General features: G+C 61.7%; 13 protein-coding genes. 10 read left to right on the plus strand and 3 right to left on the minus strand.

The window, feature by feature from the left end; genetic code table 11:
• Positions 1 to 151 precede the first annotated feature (151 nt).
• Complete coding sequence (gene aspA / locus GIB19_RS06935) at positions 152 to 1576, minus strand: aspartate ammonia-lyase (protein ID WP_027592118.1); 1425 nt, start codon at positions 1574 to 1576, stop codon at positions 152 to 154.
• A 182-nt stretch (positions 1577 to 1758) separates the two neighbouring features.
• Between aspA and GIB19_RS06940 the strand changes: the two genes are divergently transcribed.
• The 5 genes from GIB19_RS06940 (at position 1759) to GIB19_RS06960 (ending at position 5383) form a co-directional block, all read left to right on the plus strand.
• The gene (locus tag GIB19_RS06940; protein ID WP_172960396.1) at positions 1759 to 2691 is read left to right on the plus strand and encodes a LysR substrate-binding domain-containing protein; all 933 of its coding nucleotides are present in this window, start codon (positions 1759 to 1761) and stop codon (positions 2689 to 2691) included.
• Positions 2692 to 2862: 171 nt separating this feature from the next.
• Positions 2863 to 3354 (plus strand): 5-(carboxyamino)imidazole ribonucleotide mutase, encoded by a 492-nt coding sequence (purE, locus tag GIB19_RS06945; protein WP_016489856.1) that lies wholly within the window; start codon positions 2863 to 2865, stop codon positions 3352 to 3354.
• A gap of 10 nt (positions 3355 to 3364) precedes the next feature.
• Positions 3365 to 4447, plus strand: a complete 1083-nt coding sequence (locus GIB19_RS06950; protein ID WP_238210087.1) for a 5-(carboxyamino)imidazole ribonucleotide synthase — start codon at positions 3365 to 3367, stop codon at positions 4445 to 4447.
• 108 nt (positions 4448 to 4555) lie between these two features.
• Positions 4556 to 4801 carry a GlsB/YeaQ/YmgE family stress response membrane protein gene (locus GIB19_RS06955; RefSeq protein WP_027592121.1) on the plus strand — a complete coding sequence of 82 codons (246 nt, stop codon included), beginning with the start codon at positions 4556 to 4558 and terminating at the stop codon, positions 4799 to 4801.
• A 48-nt stretch (positions 4802 to 4849) separates the two neighbouring features.
• Positions 4850 to 5383, plus strand: coding sequence for a DUF3299 domain-containing protein (locus GIB19_RS06960; protein WP_420832917.1), 534 nt, complete (start codon positions 4850 to 4852; stop codon positions 5381 to 5383).
• A gap of 124 nt (positions 5384 to 5507) precedes the next feature.
• Here the strand turns inward: GIB19_RS06960 and GIB19_RS06965 are convergent, their stop codons facing one another.
• Together GIB19_RS06965 and GIB19_RS06970 are read right to left on the minus strand one after the other, a co-directional pair.
• On the minus strand, positions 5508 to 6404 hold the full coding sequence (locus tag GIB19_RS06965) for a D-hexose-6-phosphate mutarotase (RefSeq protein WP_274884822.1): 897 nt from the start codon (positions 6402 to 6404) through the stop codon (positions 5508 to 5510).
• Between the two features lie 72 nt (positions 6405 to 6476).
• Positions 6477 to 6875: an acyl-CoA thioesterase gene (locus GIB19_RS06970; RefSeq protein ID WP_003253317.1), complete on the minus strand. Its 399-nt coding sequence runs from the start codon at positions 6873 to 6875 to the stop codon at positions 6477 to 6479.
• Between the two features lie 356 nt (positions 6876 to 7231).
• Between GIB19_RS06970 and GIB19_RS06975 the strand changes: the two genes are divergently transcribed.
• The 5 genes from GIB19_RS06975 to GIB19_RS06995 all read left to right on the plus strand — a co-directional run bounded on the left by GIB19_RS06975 (position 7232) and on the right by GIB19_RS06995 (position 13158).
• Positions 7232 to 8521, plus strand: a complete 1290-nt coding sequence (locus GIB19_RS06975; RefSeq protein WP_027592124.1) for an MFS transporter — start codon at positions 7232 to 7234, stop codon at positions 8519 to 8521.
• A gap of 169 nt (positions 8522 to 8690) precedes the next feature.
• On the plus strand, positions 8691 to 9194 hold the full coding sequence (locus GIB19_RS06980) for a Panacea domain-containing protein (protein WP_274884823.1): 504 nt from the start codon (positions 8691 to 8693) through the stop codon (positions 9192 to 9194).
• Positions 9181 to 9564, plus strand: coding sequence for a hypothetical protein (locus tag GIB19_RS06985; protein ID WP_225874404.1), 384 nt, complete (start codon positions 9181 to 9183; stop codon positions 9562 to 9564). Before GIB19_RS06980 ends, GIB19_RS06985 begins: the two co-directional genes overlap by 14 nt.
• Before the next feature lie 167 nt (positions 9565 to 9731).
• The gene (locus GIB19_RS06990) at positions 9732 to 10730 is read left to right on the plus strand and encodes a phosphate ABC transporter substrate-binding protein PstS (RefSeq protein WP_027592125.1); all 999 of its coding nucleotides are present in this window, start codon (positions 9732 to 9734) and stop codon (positions 10728 to 10730) included.
• A 139-nt stretch (positions 10731 to 10869) separates the two neighbouring features.
• Entirely contained in the window at positions 10870 to 13158 is a 2289-nt protein-coding gene (locus GIB19_RS06995; RefSeq protein ID WP_274884824.1) for an ABC transporter permease subunit, read from the plus strand.
• The last annotated feature ends 7 nt before the right edge of the window (positions 13159 to 13165 follow it).

Raw genomic sequence — 13165 nt, forward strand, 5'->3', positions numbered from 1 at the left:
TTATGGAGCAAGTTGTGTGCCGCAAACCTGGGGCAGCGCAACCGCGCCAGACCATGCAGGCAAAAAAAAAGGCCCGATGCATGCGCTCGGGCCTTTGAAAGGTTGAGAGGTGTCTAGTCCCTCGACCTGGTGAGACAGTTGAAGCGGTCGGTTACGCCTTCAGCGGAACCAGACGCGGTGCAATCATGTTTTCTGGGCGCAGGATGTCGTTGAGCATCTCTTCGTCCAGCAGCTTCTCTTCGCGCACCAGTTCCAGCACACCGCGGCCTGTTTCCAGGGCAACACGGGCGATACGGGTGGCGTTTTCGTAGCCGATGTAAGGGTTCAGGGCGGTGACCAGGCCGATCGAGTGCTCGACCAGTTCACGGCAGCGCTGTTCGTTGGCAGTGATGCCGACGATGCAGTGCTCGCGCAGCATGTCCATGGCGCGCTGGAGCAGGCGGATCGAGTCGAAGATCTTGTAGGCGATCAGCGGCTCCATCACGTTCAGCTGCAGCTGGCCACCTTCGGCGGCGACGGTCAGGGCCAGGTCGTTGCCCATGATGGCGAAGGCCACTTGGTTGACGGCTTCCGGGATAACCGGGTTGACCTTGCCTGGCATGATCGAGCTGCCTGGCTGACGCGCTGGCAGGTTGATCTCGTTGATGCCGGTACGCGGGCCGCTGGACAGCAGGCGCAGGTCGTTGCAGATCTTCGACAGCTTGACCGCGGTACGCTTGAGCATGCCGGAGAACAGCACGAAGGCGCCCATGTCGGAGGTGGCTTCGATCAGGTCGGCAGCCGGGACCAGCGGCTGGCCGCTGATGGTTGCCAGGCGCTGTACGGCGAGCATCTGGTAGCCCGGGTCGGCGTTGATGCCGGTACCGATGGCAGTACCACCCAGGTTGATTTCGGTCAGCAGCTCCGGCGCCAGCGAACGCAGACGGTTGAGGTCTTCGGTCATGGTGGTGGCGAAGGCGCGGAATTCCTGGCCCAGGGTCATCGGCACGGCGTCCTGCAGCTGGGTACGGCCCATCTTCAGTACGTGGTCGAACTCTTTACCTTTGGCGGCGAAGGCCTGGATCAGGCTGTCGAGGCTGGCGAGCAGGGCGTCATGACCCAGCAGCAGACCCAGACGGATCGCAGTCGGGTAGGCGTCGTTGGTCGACTGCGCCATGTTCACGTCGTTGTTCGGGTGCAGGTACTGGTACTCACCCTTCTGGTGGCCCATGGCCTCCAGCGCGATGTTGGCGATGACTTCGTTGGCGTTCATGTTGGTAGAAGTACCAGCACCGCCTTGAATCATGTCCACCACGAACTGCTCGTGGTAGTCGCCTTTGATCAGCCGGCCGCAGGCGGCGCTGATGGCGGCGTGCTTGGCATCGCTCAAGTGCCCCAGCTCTCGGTTGGCGTCAGCAGCAGCCTGCTTGACCATCGCCAGGCCCACTACCAGTTTCGGGTAGTGCGACAGCGGAACACCGGAGAGGTGGAAGTTGTTGGCAGCGCGCAGGGTCTGGATGCCGTAGTAGGCATCAGCAGGAACTTCAAGGGTACCCAGCAGATCTTTTTCGACGCGGAACGATGCAGCGGCAGACATGATGTATATCATCTCGAATTTGACCCGGCACATGCCGGAATGGCGCTAATCCTAGGCCCGAAGAGGATTTTGCGGCCAATGCTGTTGCACGCTAACCTATGCACAAACGGCATAGTGTTTCATGTGACGCCAATTGACATTCGAGCGTGTTCCATTTTGGTGCATGCCGGGAGATGTGCTTCGTGAACCTGGAAAGCAAATGGCTGGAAGACTTCAGCGCCCTGGCTGCCACGCGCAGTTTTTCGCAAGCGGCAGAGCGGCGTTTCGTCACTCAACCGGCCTTCAGTCGACGTATTCGCAGCCTCGAAGCAGCCTTGGGCCTGCAGCTGGTGAATCGTTCCCGCACGCCGATTGAACTGACCGAGGCCGGGCAGCTGTTTCTGGTCACGGCGCGCACCGTTGTCGACCAGTTGAGCGAAATTCTGCGCCACTTGCACCACCTCGAAGGTGGCCAGGGCGAGGTTATCCAAGTGGCGGCGGCGCACTCCCTGGCGTCGGGGTTTTTCCCACGTTGGGTGGCCCAGTTGCGCAACGACGGGTTGAACATCGCCACCCGTCTGGTGGCGACCAACGTGGGTGATGCGGTGCATGCCCTGCGCGAAGGCGGTTGCGACCTGATGCTGGCCTTCTATGACCCCGATGCCGCGCTGCAGATGGATGCCGAGATCTTCCCGTCGCTGCACATGGGCACCACCGAAATGTTGCCGGTGTGTGCCGTGGATGCCGACGGCCAGCCTTTGTTCGACCTGGAAGGCGAGGGCAGCGTGCCACTTTTGGCCTACACCGCCGGTGCCTTTCTCGGCCGTTCGGTGAACCTGTTGCTACGCCAGCGCAACCTGCGCTACACCACTGTTTATGAAACCGCCATGGCCGACAGCCTCAAGAGCATGGCGCTGGAGGGCATGGGCATTGCCTGGGTGCCACGCCTGTCGATGCGCGGCGAGTTGGAGCGGGGTGAGCTGGCCATCTGCGGTGGCAGCCAATGGCACGTGCCCCTGGAAATCCGCCTGTACCGCTGCGCCCTGGTGCGCAAGGCCAACGTGCGCTTGTTGTGGCGCAAGCTGGAAGGGGCGGCGGCGGTTGACCCAAAAGTCAGCCAAAGCCCCGAAAAATAAGGCCGACAGTTGGTCGCCGGGGGTGCCAGCATCGCCCAGGGTTACGGTATACTGCGCGGCCTTTAGACCGGATAGCTCCGGTCCTGATCAGCAAACAAGCCACGCCGGTCGTCCCGCGTGGCTTGTTGTTTTTTGACGCGCCCAAGGGCGCACAAGCGAAGAGGCTCGACGATGAGTGCACTGGTTGGCGTGATCATGGGCTCCAAGTCCGATTGGTCCACCCTTAGCCACACCGCCGATATGCTGGAAAAACTCGGCATTCCCTACGAAGTGAAGGTGGTTTCCGCCCACCGCACCCCGGATCTGCTGTTCCAGTATGCCGAAGAGGCCGAAGGCCGTGGCATCGAGGTGATCATCGCCGGTGCCGGTGGCGCAGCCCACCTGCCAGGCATGTGCGCCGCCAAGACCCACCTGCCGGTGCTGGGCGTGCCGGTGCAGTCGTCGATGCTGTCGGGTGTCGATTCGCTGCTGTCGATCGTGCAGATGCCGGCGGGCGTTCCGGTCGCGACCCTGGCCATCGGCCGCGCGGGCGCGATCAACGCTGCATTGCTGTCGGCGAGCATCCTGGGCGCCAAGTACCCGCAGTACCACGCGGCGCTCAAGCAGTTCCGCACGGAACAGACCGACACCGTGCTGGACAATCCAGACCCGCGCCAGGCTTGAGGCTGACCCCATGAAGATCGGTGTAATCGGTGGTGGCCAGCTCGGCCGCATGCTGGCCCTGGCGGGTACTCCGCTGGGCATGAACTTCGCGTTCCTCGACCCGGCTGCAGATGCCTGCGCCGCCCCTCTGGGCGAGCACCTGCGCGCCGACTACGGTGACCAGGACCCTCTGCGCCAGCTGGCCGACGAAGTCGACCTGGTGACCTTCGAGTTCGAAAGCGTCCCGGCCGAAACCGTGGCCTTCCTCTCGCAGTTCGTCCCGGTCTACCCAAGCGCCGAAGCGCTGCGTATTGCCCGCGACCGCCTGTTCGAGAAGAGCATGTTCCGCGACCTGGGTATTCCGACCCCGGCCTTCGCCGACATTCTCTCCCAGGCAGACCTGGATGCCGCGGTCGCCAGCATCGGCCTGCCAGCCGTGCTCAAGACCCGCACCTTGGGCTACGACGGCAAGGGCCAGAAGGTCCTGCGCAGTGCTGAAGACGTGGTCGACACCTTCGCCGAGCTGGGCAGCGTGCCGTGCCTGCTGGAAGGCTTCGTGCCGTTCACCGGCGAAGTCTCGCTGGTGGCCGTCCGTGCCCGCGATGGCGAAACCCGCTTCTATCCGCTGGTGCACAACACCCACGAGAGCGGCATCCTGCGCCTGTCGGTGGCCAGCGAAGCGCACCCGCTGCAAGGCCTGGCCGAAGACTACGTCGGCCGTGTGCTGAAGCAGCTGGACTATGTCGGCGTGATGGCGTTCGAGTTCTTCGAAGTCGACGGCGGCCTGAAGGCCAACGAAATCGCCCCGCGTGTGCACAACTCCGGGCACTGGACCATCGAAGGCGCCGAGTGCAGCCAGTTCGAGAACCACCTGCGCGCCGTTGCCGGCCTGCCGCTGGGCTCGACCGCCAAGGTCGGTGAAAGCGCCATGCTCAACTTCATCGGCGAAGTACCCGCGGTGGACAAAGTGGTTGCCATCGAAGACTGCCACCTGCACCACTATGGCAAGGCCTTCAAGGTCGGGCGCAAGGTTGGCCATGCCACCCTGCGTTGCCAGGACATGGCCACCCTCGAGCGCAAGATTGCCGAAGTAGAGGCGCTGATCAGCAACTGATCGGGCTGTAAATCGAACTTCTGCAAGCGGCTTGCCCTCTGAACATGGCAACAAGCCAAAGCCCGTCTAGGCTTTGGCTTGTTCCATCTTCACTGCAGAGGGATTGCCATGGGCATCATTGGAACCATCTTCATCGGCCTCATCGTTGGCCTGCTGGCCCGCTTCATCAAGCCGGGCGACGACAGCATGGGCTGGATCATGACCATCCTGCTGGGTATTGCCGGCTCCTTGCTCGCCACCTACGGCGGCCAGGCACTGGGCATTTATCAGGCGGGGCAGGCCGCAGGGTTCTTCGGCGCGCTGGTCGGTGCCGTCGTCCTTCTGGTGATCTACGGATTAATCAAGAAACGCTGAATACCGTTTAGAATGCTCGGCAATTCATCCGAGTTGCCGAGCATTTTCATGCGTGCCTTATTTCTCATCCCCTTGCTTCTGGCCAGCACCCTGGCCCGTGCCGAGCTGCCCGAAACCGACTGGCTGGAGCTGATGCCCAAGTCGGACCAGAAGGCCCTTGAGCAGATGCCCGAAATCGACCACAACTCGCCGGAGGCCATGGGCACCTTCACCGACAAGGGCGGCCTCAAGCAGAGCAAAGGATTGCCGGCGGTGATGTATTCGACCAAGACCGTGGCCGCCATGAACGGCAAGCAGATTCGCCTGGGCGGTTACCCGGTGCCGCTGGAGAGCGATGCCAAGGGCAACAGCACGCTGTTTTTCCTGGTGCCGTACCCGGGCGCCTGCATCCACGTGCCGCCACCGCCACCGAACCAGTTGGTGCTGGTGCGCTACCCGAAGGGGCTGAAAATCGACGACATCTACACGCCGCTGTGGGTTAGCGGGGCGTTGAAGGTGGAGAAGGTCAGCAACGACCTGGCGGATGCGGCCTATGCGCTGGATGCGCAGAAGGTGAGGGTGGTGGAGGACGCTGACCTCTGATTGCCTGCACCGGCCTCTTCGCGGGTAAACCCGCTCCCACAGGTACTGCACCGCATTCGAAATGGGTGAAGTACCTGTGGGAGCGGGTTTACCCGCGAAGAGGCCCGCAAAACCACTGCGAAACTCAGATCATTTCACAACCAATCTGCACGCCCAGCGAATGGCTCGCGCCAGGCTTCAATTCCACCACGTCATCCCACACATTCGCCGTCTCGATGCACAGCATCCGCTGCCAGCCATCATCCGCCATGTCCGGCAGCTCCCGCGCCCGCTCGGTCCACGGGTTCCAGATCACCGCCGAGCGCGAGCCACTGTTGGTCAGGGTAATCCGCCGCGCCCAGTGCGGGTCGACAATGCTCAGGGTTTGCGGGGTAGCCAGGTAGATCCGGTCAGTCTCCCCGGCAAATGCCAGCGCACCTTGCTGCTGGCGCTGCTCCCAGTCGGCCAAGGTCTCGATGTAGCTCAACCCGTCCACACCCTCGACCCGCGCCTGGCGCACGTCGCTGACGGCAAAGTAGCTGTGCAGGGCCTGGCTGATGGTCACACTGTCGCTGCCGAGGTTATAGCTGGTCAGCGTCACGTTCAGCTGTTCGCCCAGCTCGATCAGCAGCTTCAGCTCGACCTCATGCGGCCAGCCGGGCAAGTCACCTTGAGCCGCAGGCAGCTCGAATTCGATCTGAATCGTGTCGCCGACCTGCTCGGCCCTGTTCAACTGCCAGTCGCGACCCCGCACCAGCCCATGCGCGGGGGCTTGTTCGCCCTTGTACATATTTTGTACAGACGCGGGGTTGCGCTGCAGGTTGCCAAACCACGGCCAGCACACCGGTACCCCGGCGCGCACGGATTTGCCCTGGCGGAAAATGGCCTGGTCGCTCAGCCACAGCAGCGGCGGTTCGCCCACACGCTGGTAGCTGAGGATCTGCGCGCCCTGCTGGGCGATCAGTAGTTCGGCATGCTCGCTGGTGATGCGCCAGCAATTGAGTTCGCCGTGTTGCTCGGTGTCGACCTTGAAAGTAGCCATTGCACTCGTCTCATTGATTGCCCTGTGGGCCTTGGACCCGGGCACGTGCAATGAGTTTACCGCCGGCGTGGCTCAGCGACGAGGCACAGAGCGGGTGCGGCCACTGCCGTCGATGGCGACGAAGACGAATACCGCTTCGGTCACCTTGCGCCATTCGCTGGACAGCGGGTCGTCGCTCCACACTTCGACCATCATCTGGATCGAGCTGCGGCCGATTTCCAGGGTCTGGGTATAGAACGACAGCTGGGCGCCCACGGCGACCGGGACCAGGAAGGCCATGCGATCGATGGCCACCGTGGCCACACGGCCACCCGCGACACGGCTGGCCATGGCAGTGCCGGCCAAATCCATCTGAGCGACCAGCCAGCCGCCAAAGATGTCACCAAAGCCGTTGGTCTCACGAGGGAGTGCGGTGATTTGCAAGGCCAGGTCGCCTTGCGGGATTGGATCTTCTTGTTCGAGCTCAATCATGCGATGGGGCCTCTGACCCGTGACGCTTTCGTTGGTGTGGCGCAAAGGCCGGGTAAACGATTCAGCTGGAAACATACTACGCCGATTTCGTTTCACTGGGCGGCCGTAGGGAAACTCTGCGAAACCGCCTGACATGCAGACCGGCGTTTTCGCACAACATCCCACGCTAGGAGCAACCTTTTCCTACGAGCGGCCAGTATATAGAGCATAACGGCCAGCGACGACCGCGCATTCATGAATATCTGTATGGTTTTTGTATCGCTTTCGGCGCGCCTCGGCAATTTGCTATCTTCGCTCGTCTACCAATCCAGAAGTCGCGCGCCAAGCGGCCTGCATGACCTACAAGAGAAAGATCGATGACCTCCGTGCCGAGCAGTATCGAGCAGCCTTCACGGCCGCTGACCCGCAGCGACTACAAGACCCTTTCACTGTCCGCCCTGGGCGGTGCACTGGAGTTCTACGACTTCATCATCTTCGTGTTCTTCGCCACGGTGGTCGGCAAGCTGTTCTTCCCTGCCGACATGCCGGAATGGCTGCGCTTGATGCAGACTTTCGGCATCTTCGCCGCCGGCTACCTGGCGCGGCCACTGGGCGGCATCGTCATGGCGCACTTCGGTGACCTGCTCGGGCGCAAGAAGATGTTCACCCTGAGCATCTTCATGATGGCGCTGCCCACCCTGATCATGGGCCTGCTGCCGACCTACGCGCAGATTGGCCTGTGGGCACCGGTTTTGCTGCTGCTGATGCGCGTGATTCAGGGCGCGGCGATTGGTGGCGAGGTGCCGGGCGCCTGGGTGTTCGTCTCTGAGCACGTACCAGCGCGCAATACCGGCTACGCCTGCGGCACGCTGACCGCCGGGCTGACCTCGGGCATTTTGCTCGGCTCGCTGGTCGCGACCCTGATCAACAGCATTTACACCCCAGGTGAAGTTGCCGATTACGCCTGGCGTATACCGTTCTTGCTGGGGGGTGTGTTCGGCCTGTTCTCGGTGTACCTGCGCCGCTGGCTGCACGAAACCCCAGTGTTCGCCGAGATGCAGCAGCGCAAGGCCCTGGCCGAAGAGCTGCCGCTGCGTGCCGTGCTGCGTGATCACCGTGGCGCGATCATCTTGTCGATGCTGCTGACCTGGTTGCTGTCGGCTGGCATCGTGGTGGTGATCCTGATGACCCCGGCGCTGCTGCAGAGCTTCTACCAAATCAGCCCAACCGACTCGCTCAAGGCCAACAGCCTGGCCATTGTGCTGCTCAGCCTCGGCTGCATCGGTGCCGGTAGCCTGGCCGACCGCATCGGCGCTGGGCGTGTGTTCATCGTCGGCAGCCTGCTGTTGCTGGCCAGCTCCTGGACCTTCTACCACAGCCTGCCGACCCGCCCCGACCTGCTGTTCCCGCTGTATGCGCTGACCGGCCTGTGCGTCGGTATCGTCGGCGCCGTGCCCTATGTGATGGTCAAGGCCTTCCCACCGGTGGTGCGTTTCAGCGGCTTGTCGTTCTCTTACAACGTCGCCTACGCCATCTTCGGCGGGCTGACGCCGATGGTGGTGACCGCGCTGTTGAAGGTCAGCCCAATGGCGCCGGCCTATTACGTGGCGGGGCTGTGTGCTGTCGGGCTGGCCGTAGGCGTTTATCTGTTCGCCAATAAGCGCTGACCACGCCCGATAGCGCCGGTGTGTTGCCCTACTGGTGAAGAGATAGGGCAACATTCCCTTCCTGTCAGGCGATTTTGCCTACATGTTCATTCGGCTCCCTTAAGCTGCTGTTGGCCCTGTATTCATGTACAGTAAGGCCTTGGCTACTTGATCCTTCATGGAGGTGCCCATGGCCTATTCAGCATTAGCTGTGGCAAACGCCTTCATTGAGCGTGCGCGAAAAGGTGAAATCCGAAATCTCACGCCGATGAAGCTTCAGAAGCTTCTCTTCTACACGCAGTCATGGCATCTGCGTCTGAACGGGGAGAGATCTCCTCTAATCGATGATAATTTTGCCCGTTGGAAGTTTGGCCCGGTCATCCCGTCGCTTTACCATGAGCTCAAATCCTATGGCGCCCAAGAGGTGACATCGCTGATCAAGAATATAAATTTTGATAGCGATGGTGATGCGATCCTCATCACGCCAACCGTTCCAAAGTCTGATCAGGCCACCCACAACCTGATCGATAAAATCATCAGCAAGTACGGCAAGTTGACGGGCACCGAACTCTCCAATCTGACGCATGAGGCGGGGACCGCCTGGGCAGAAGGTGATGCAGACGGCTCGCCGATCACCTGGGGCGAGATGGCTCACAAAATTCACCCTGAGAGCCGTTTCAGTGGCAAAGAATGATCTCGATCTGGGTGATTTGAACCTTGAGGTTTCCGGCGAAGGTCCGGTAGAAGATGTTCAGCCAGTCAATGACGCGGCTGAAAAGGACGCTGACCGCGAAAAGGTAGAAAACCTCAAGGACCAGAAGGCTGAGCGCCAACTGCGCAAAAAGTATGCAGGCCGCGCGTTCTGGTTTGCGGTCGCCGGTGTTTCGTTTTGGTGTGCGCTTTTAGTCTGGAACGGCTGGGCGACTTACTACACCGGAAAGTCGCCGTTCTCCGACAATCTGCTGATTGCTGTAACAACCGCTACGTCGATTAACTTGTTTGCCGCCTTCCTCGGCGTCATTCGCGGCCTCTTTCCTGCCGGCGGCAAGCGATCAGGCGGCTAGCCCTCCGTTTAAAAGCCTCCTTGCAACATCTTGAAAAGGCCATCCCCGGCACCCGGTGATGGCCTTTCATCCAATTGTCACATTGAAGTCATATCGTATTCATGCGGCCTGCAGATACTTGGGCCCGATCCATCCAACACCCCCAATATTCCTGCTAGGAGCAAGGCATGAAACTGAAGCGTTTGATGGCGGCCCTTACCTTCGCCGCCGCTGGCGTTGCAACCGCCAATGCGGTAGCCGCTGTCGACCCAGCAATCCCGACCTACACCAAGACCACCGGTGTTTCGGGCAACCTCTCCAGCGTCGGTTCGGACACCCTCGCCAACCTGATGACCCTGTGGGCCGAGGCCTACAAGAAGGAATATCCGAACGTAAACATTCAGATCCAGGCCGCCGGCTCCTCCACCGCGCCACCCGCGCTGACCGAAGGCACCGCCAACCTGGGCCCGATGAGCCGCAAGATGAAGGACGTCGAGCTGCAGGCCTTCGAGCAGAAGTACGGCTACAAGCCGACCGCCATCCCGGTCGCCGTTGACGCCCTGGCTGTATTCGTTCACAAGGACAACCCGATCAAGGGCCTGACCATGGCTCAGGTCGATGCGATCTTCTCGTCCACTCGCCTGTGTGGCGCCAAGGCCGATGTCAAAACCTGGGGCGACCTGGGCGTGACCGGCGACCTCGCCAACAAGCCAGTGCAGCTGTTCGGCCGTAACTCGGTATCGGGCACCTACGGCTACTTCAAGGAAGAAGCCCTGTGCAAAGGCGACTTCAAGCCTAACGTCAACGAACAGCCTGGCTCGGCTTCGGTCGTGCAGTCGATCAGCTCCTCGCTGAACGGCATTGGCTACTCGGGCATCGGCTACAAGACCGCTAGCGTCAAGACCGTAGCCCTGGCCAAGAAAGAAGGCGGCGAGTTCATCGAAGACAACGAAGAAAACGCCCTGAACGGCAAGTACCCGCTGTCCCGCTTCCTGTACGTCTACGTCAACAAGGCCCCGAACAAGCCTCTGGCCCCGCTGGACGCCGAGTTCATCAAGCTGGTGCTGTCGCAAGCTGGCCAGCAGGTCGTGGTGAAGGATGGCTACATCCCGCTGCCGGCCAAAGTGGTCGACAAGACCCTGGCTGACCTGGGCCTGTCCCACGCTGGTAACGTCGCAAAGAAGTAAGTAACTGAGGAAGCGGCCGGCGCCTAAGCCCGGCCGCTTCCACGAATTCTCAGTCCGAAGCCAGAACCCCTGAGCGTCGGGCTTTCTTGCGTCACTGCATTGTCATGTTTTTGTCATACGGGACCGCTAGGGTGTGCGCATGAATGATCTGGCCAACTCCACCATGACCCAAAATTCCCAACCCGTGCGGATTGACTTCAATACGCCCGAGTTGCAACGCAAGCGCCGCATGCGTGCGCTCAAGGACCGCCTGACCCGCTGGTATGTACTGGTGGGCGGGCTTGCCGTATTGGCGGCTATTACCCTGATTTTCTTCTACCTGGCCTACGTGGTGCTGCCGCTGTTCCAGGGCGCCGAGCTGACCAGCAAGAAGGCCCTGGAGCCGACCTGGCTGCAACAGGATGCCGGCAAGCCGCTGATGATCGCGCTTGAAGAGCAAAACCTGGTGGGCATGCGGGTTTCCGACAAGGGGCAGGCACTGTTCTTCGACACCAAGACCGGTGCCGAGCTGCAGCGCGTCGACCTGCCGGTGCCGGCCGGTACCCAGGTGAGCTCTATCAGCACCGATCAGCCGGGTAGCCCGCTGGTTGTGCTGGGTCTGTCCAATGGTCAGGCGTTGGTGTTCCACCACACCTACAAGATCACCTACCCGGACAACAAGAAGACCATCACCCCAGGCATCGACTACCCCTACGGCAAGGACGCGTTCGTGCTTGACGACCAGGGCCGCCCTCTGGAGCACGTGAGCGTCAACGTCAACGGCGAAACCCTGCTGCTGGCAGGTTCCACCGGTTCGCACCTGCAGGTCACCCAGCTGACCCGCGAAGAGAACATGATGACCGGCGAGGTCACCAGCGAGCAGAACCGTATCGACCTGCCGCAGATGACCGAACCGGTCAAGGCCATCTACGTCGACCCGCGCCAGCAATGGCTGTACGTGGTCAACGGCCGTGCCACCGCCGACGTCTTCAGCCTGCGTGACAAGAGCCTCAACGGCCGCTACAAGCTGCTGGAAGATGGCAATGCCGAGATCACGGCCAGTGGCCAGTTGGTGGGCGGTATCTCGCTGATCTTCGGTGACTCCAAAGGTGGCTTGAACCAGTGGTTCATGGCCCGCGATCCCGATGGCGAGTCACGCTTCAAGTTGATCCGCAGCTTCCAGATGGGCACTGCACCGATCGTCCAGATCGATGCCGAAGAGCGCCGCAAGGGCTTCATCGCCCTGGACGCCGAAGGCAAGCTTGGTGTGTTCCACAGCACCGCGCACCGCACCCTGCTGGTCGAGCCGGCTGCAGAAGGCGCTGGCATCCTGGCCCTGTCGCCGCGTGCCAACCGCATCATCATCGAGGAAGGCGGCAAGCTGCTGCCGCTGAGCCTGAAGAACCCGCACCCGGAAGTCTCCTTCAGCGCGCTGTGGGGCAAGGTCTGGTACGAGAACTATGACGAGCCCAAGTACGTCTGGCAGTCGACTGCGTCGAACACCGACTTCGAGCCCAAGCTGAGCCTGTCGCCGCTGACCTTCGGTACCCTGAAGGCTGCGTTCTACGCGATGATCCTGGCCGCCCCGCTGGCCATTGCCGCCGCCATCTACACCGCCTACTTCATGGCCCCTGGCATGCGCCGCAAGGTCAAGCCGGTGATCGAGCTGATGGAAGCGATGCCGACGGTGATCCTCGGCTTCTTCGCCGGCCTGTTCCTCGCGCCGTACCTCGAAGGCCACTTGCCGGGTGTGTTCAGCCTGTTCGTACTGATGCCGTTCGGCATCCTGCTGGCCGGTTTCGTCTGGAGCCGCCTGCCGGAGTCGATCCGCCTGCGCGTGCCGGATGGTTGGGAAGCGGCGATCCTGATCCCCGTGATTCTGTTCACCGGCTGGTTCGCCCTGACCATGAGCCCTTACCTGGAGACCTGGTTCTTCGGCGGCGACATGCGCCTGTGGATCACCAACGACCTGGGCATCACCTACGACCAGCGCAACGCCCTGGTAGTCGGCATCGCCATGGGCTTCGCGGTCATCCCGAACATCTACTCGATTGCCGAAGACGCCGTGTTCAGCGTGCCGCGCAGCCTGACCCTGGGCTCCCTGGCCCTGGGTGCGACGCCGTGGCAGACCCTGACCCGCGTGGTCATCCTCACCGCCAGCCCGGGTATCTTCTCGGCGCTGATGATCGGCATGGGCCGTGCGGTGGGCGAGACCATGATCGTGCTCATGGCCACCGGCAACACCCCGGTGATGGAGATGAACCTGTTCGAAGGCATGCGCACCCTGGCCGCCAACGTGGCGGTAGAAATGCCGGAGTCGGAAGTCGGTGGCAGCCACTATCGCGTGCTGTTCCTGGCGGCCCTCGTGCTGCTGATGTTCACCTTCATCATGAACACCTTGGCCGAGCTGATTCGCCAGCGTCTGCGCAAGAAATACTCGTCGCTTTGATAGAAAG

The organism is Pseudomonas sp. ITEM 17296 (genome assembly GCF_028895205.1).
GTDB classification, from domain to species: domain Bacteria; phylum Pseudomonadota; class Gammaproteobacteria; order Pseudomonadales; family Pseudomonadaceae; genus Aquipseudomonas; species Aquipseudomonas kermanshahensis.

Coding starts and splice junctions, on each gene's coding strand:
- aspA (WP_027592118.1), bottom strand. CDS start 1,576: ATGTCTGCCGCTGCATCGTTCCGCGTCGAAAAAGATCTGCTGGGTACC.
- GIB19_RS06965 (WP_274884822.1), bottom strand. CDS start 6,404: ATGGCTACTTTCAAGGTCGACACCGAGCAACACGGCGAACTCAATTGC.
- purE (WP_016489856.1), top strand. CDS start 2,863: ATGAGTGCACTGGTTGGCGTGATCATGGGCTCCAAGTCCGATTGGTCC.
- GIB19_RS06980 (WP_274884823.1), top strand. CDS start 8,691: ATGGCCTATTCAGCATTAGCTGTGGCAAACGCCTTCATTGAGCGTGCG.
- GIB19_RS06950 (WP_238210087.1), top strand. CDS start 3,365: ATGAAGATCGGTGTAATCGGTGGTGGCCAGCTCGGCCGCATGCTGGCC.
- GIB19_RS06990 (WP_027592125.1), top strand. CDS start 9,732: ATGAAACTGAAGCGTTTGATGGCGGCCCTTACCTTCGCCGCCGCTGGC.
- GIB19_RS06955 (WP_027592121.1), top strand. CDS start 4,556: ATGGGCATCATTGGAACCATCTTCATCGGCCTCATCGTTGGCCTGCTG.
- GIB19_RS06975 (WP_027592124.1), top strand. CDS start 7,232: ATGACCTCCGTGCCGAGCAGTATCGAGCAGCCTTCACGGCCGCTGACC.
- GIB19_RS06970 (WP_003253317.1), bottom strand. CDS start 6,875: ATGATTGAGCTCGAACAAGAAGATCCAATCCCGCAAGGCGACCTGGCC.
- GIB19_RS06995 (WP_274884824.1), top strand. CDS start 10,870: ATGAATGATCTGGCCAACTCCACCATGACCCAAAATTCCCAACCCGTG.
- GIB19_RS06960 (WP_420832917.1), top strand. CDS start 4,850: ATGCGTGCCTTATTTCTCATCCCCTTGCTTCTGGCCAGCACCCTGGCC.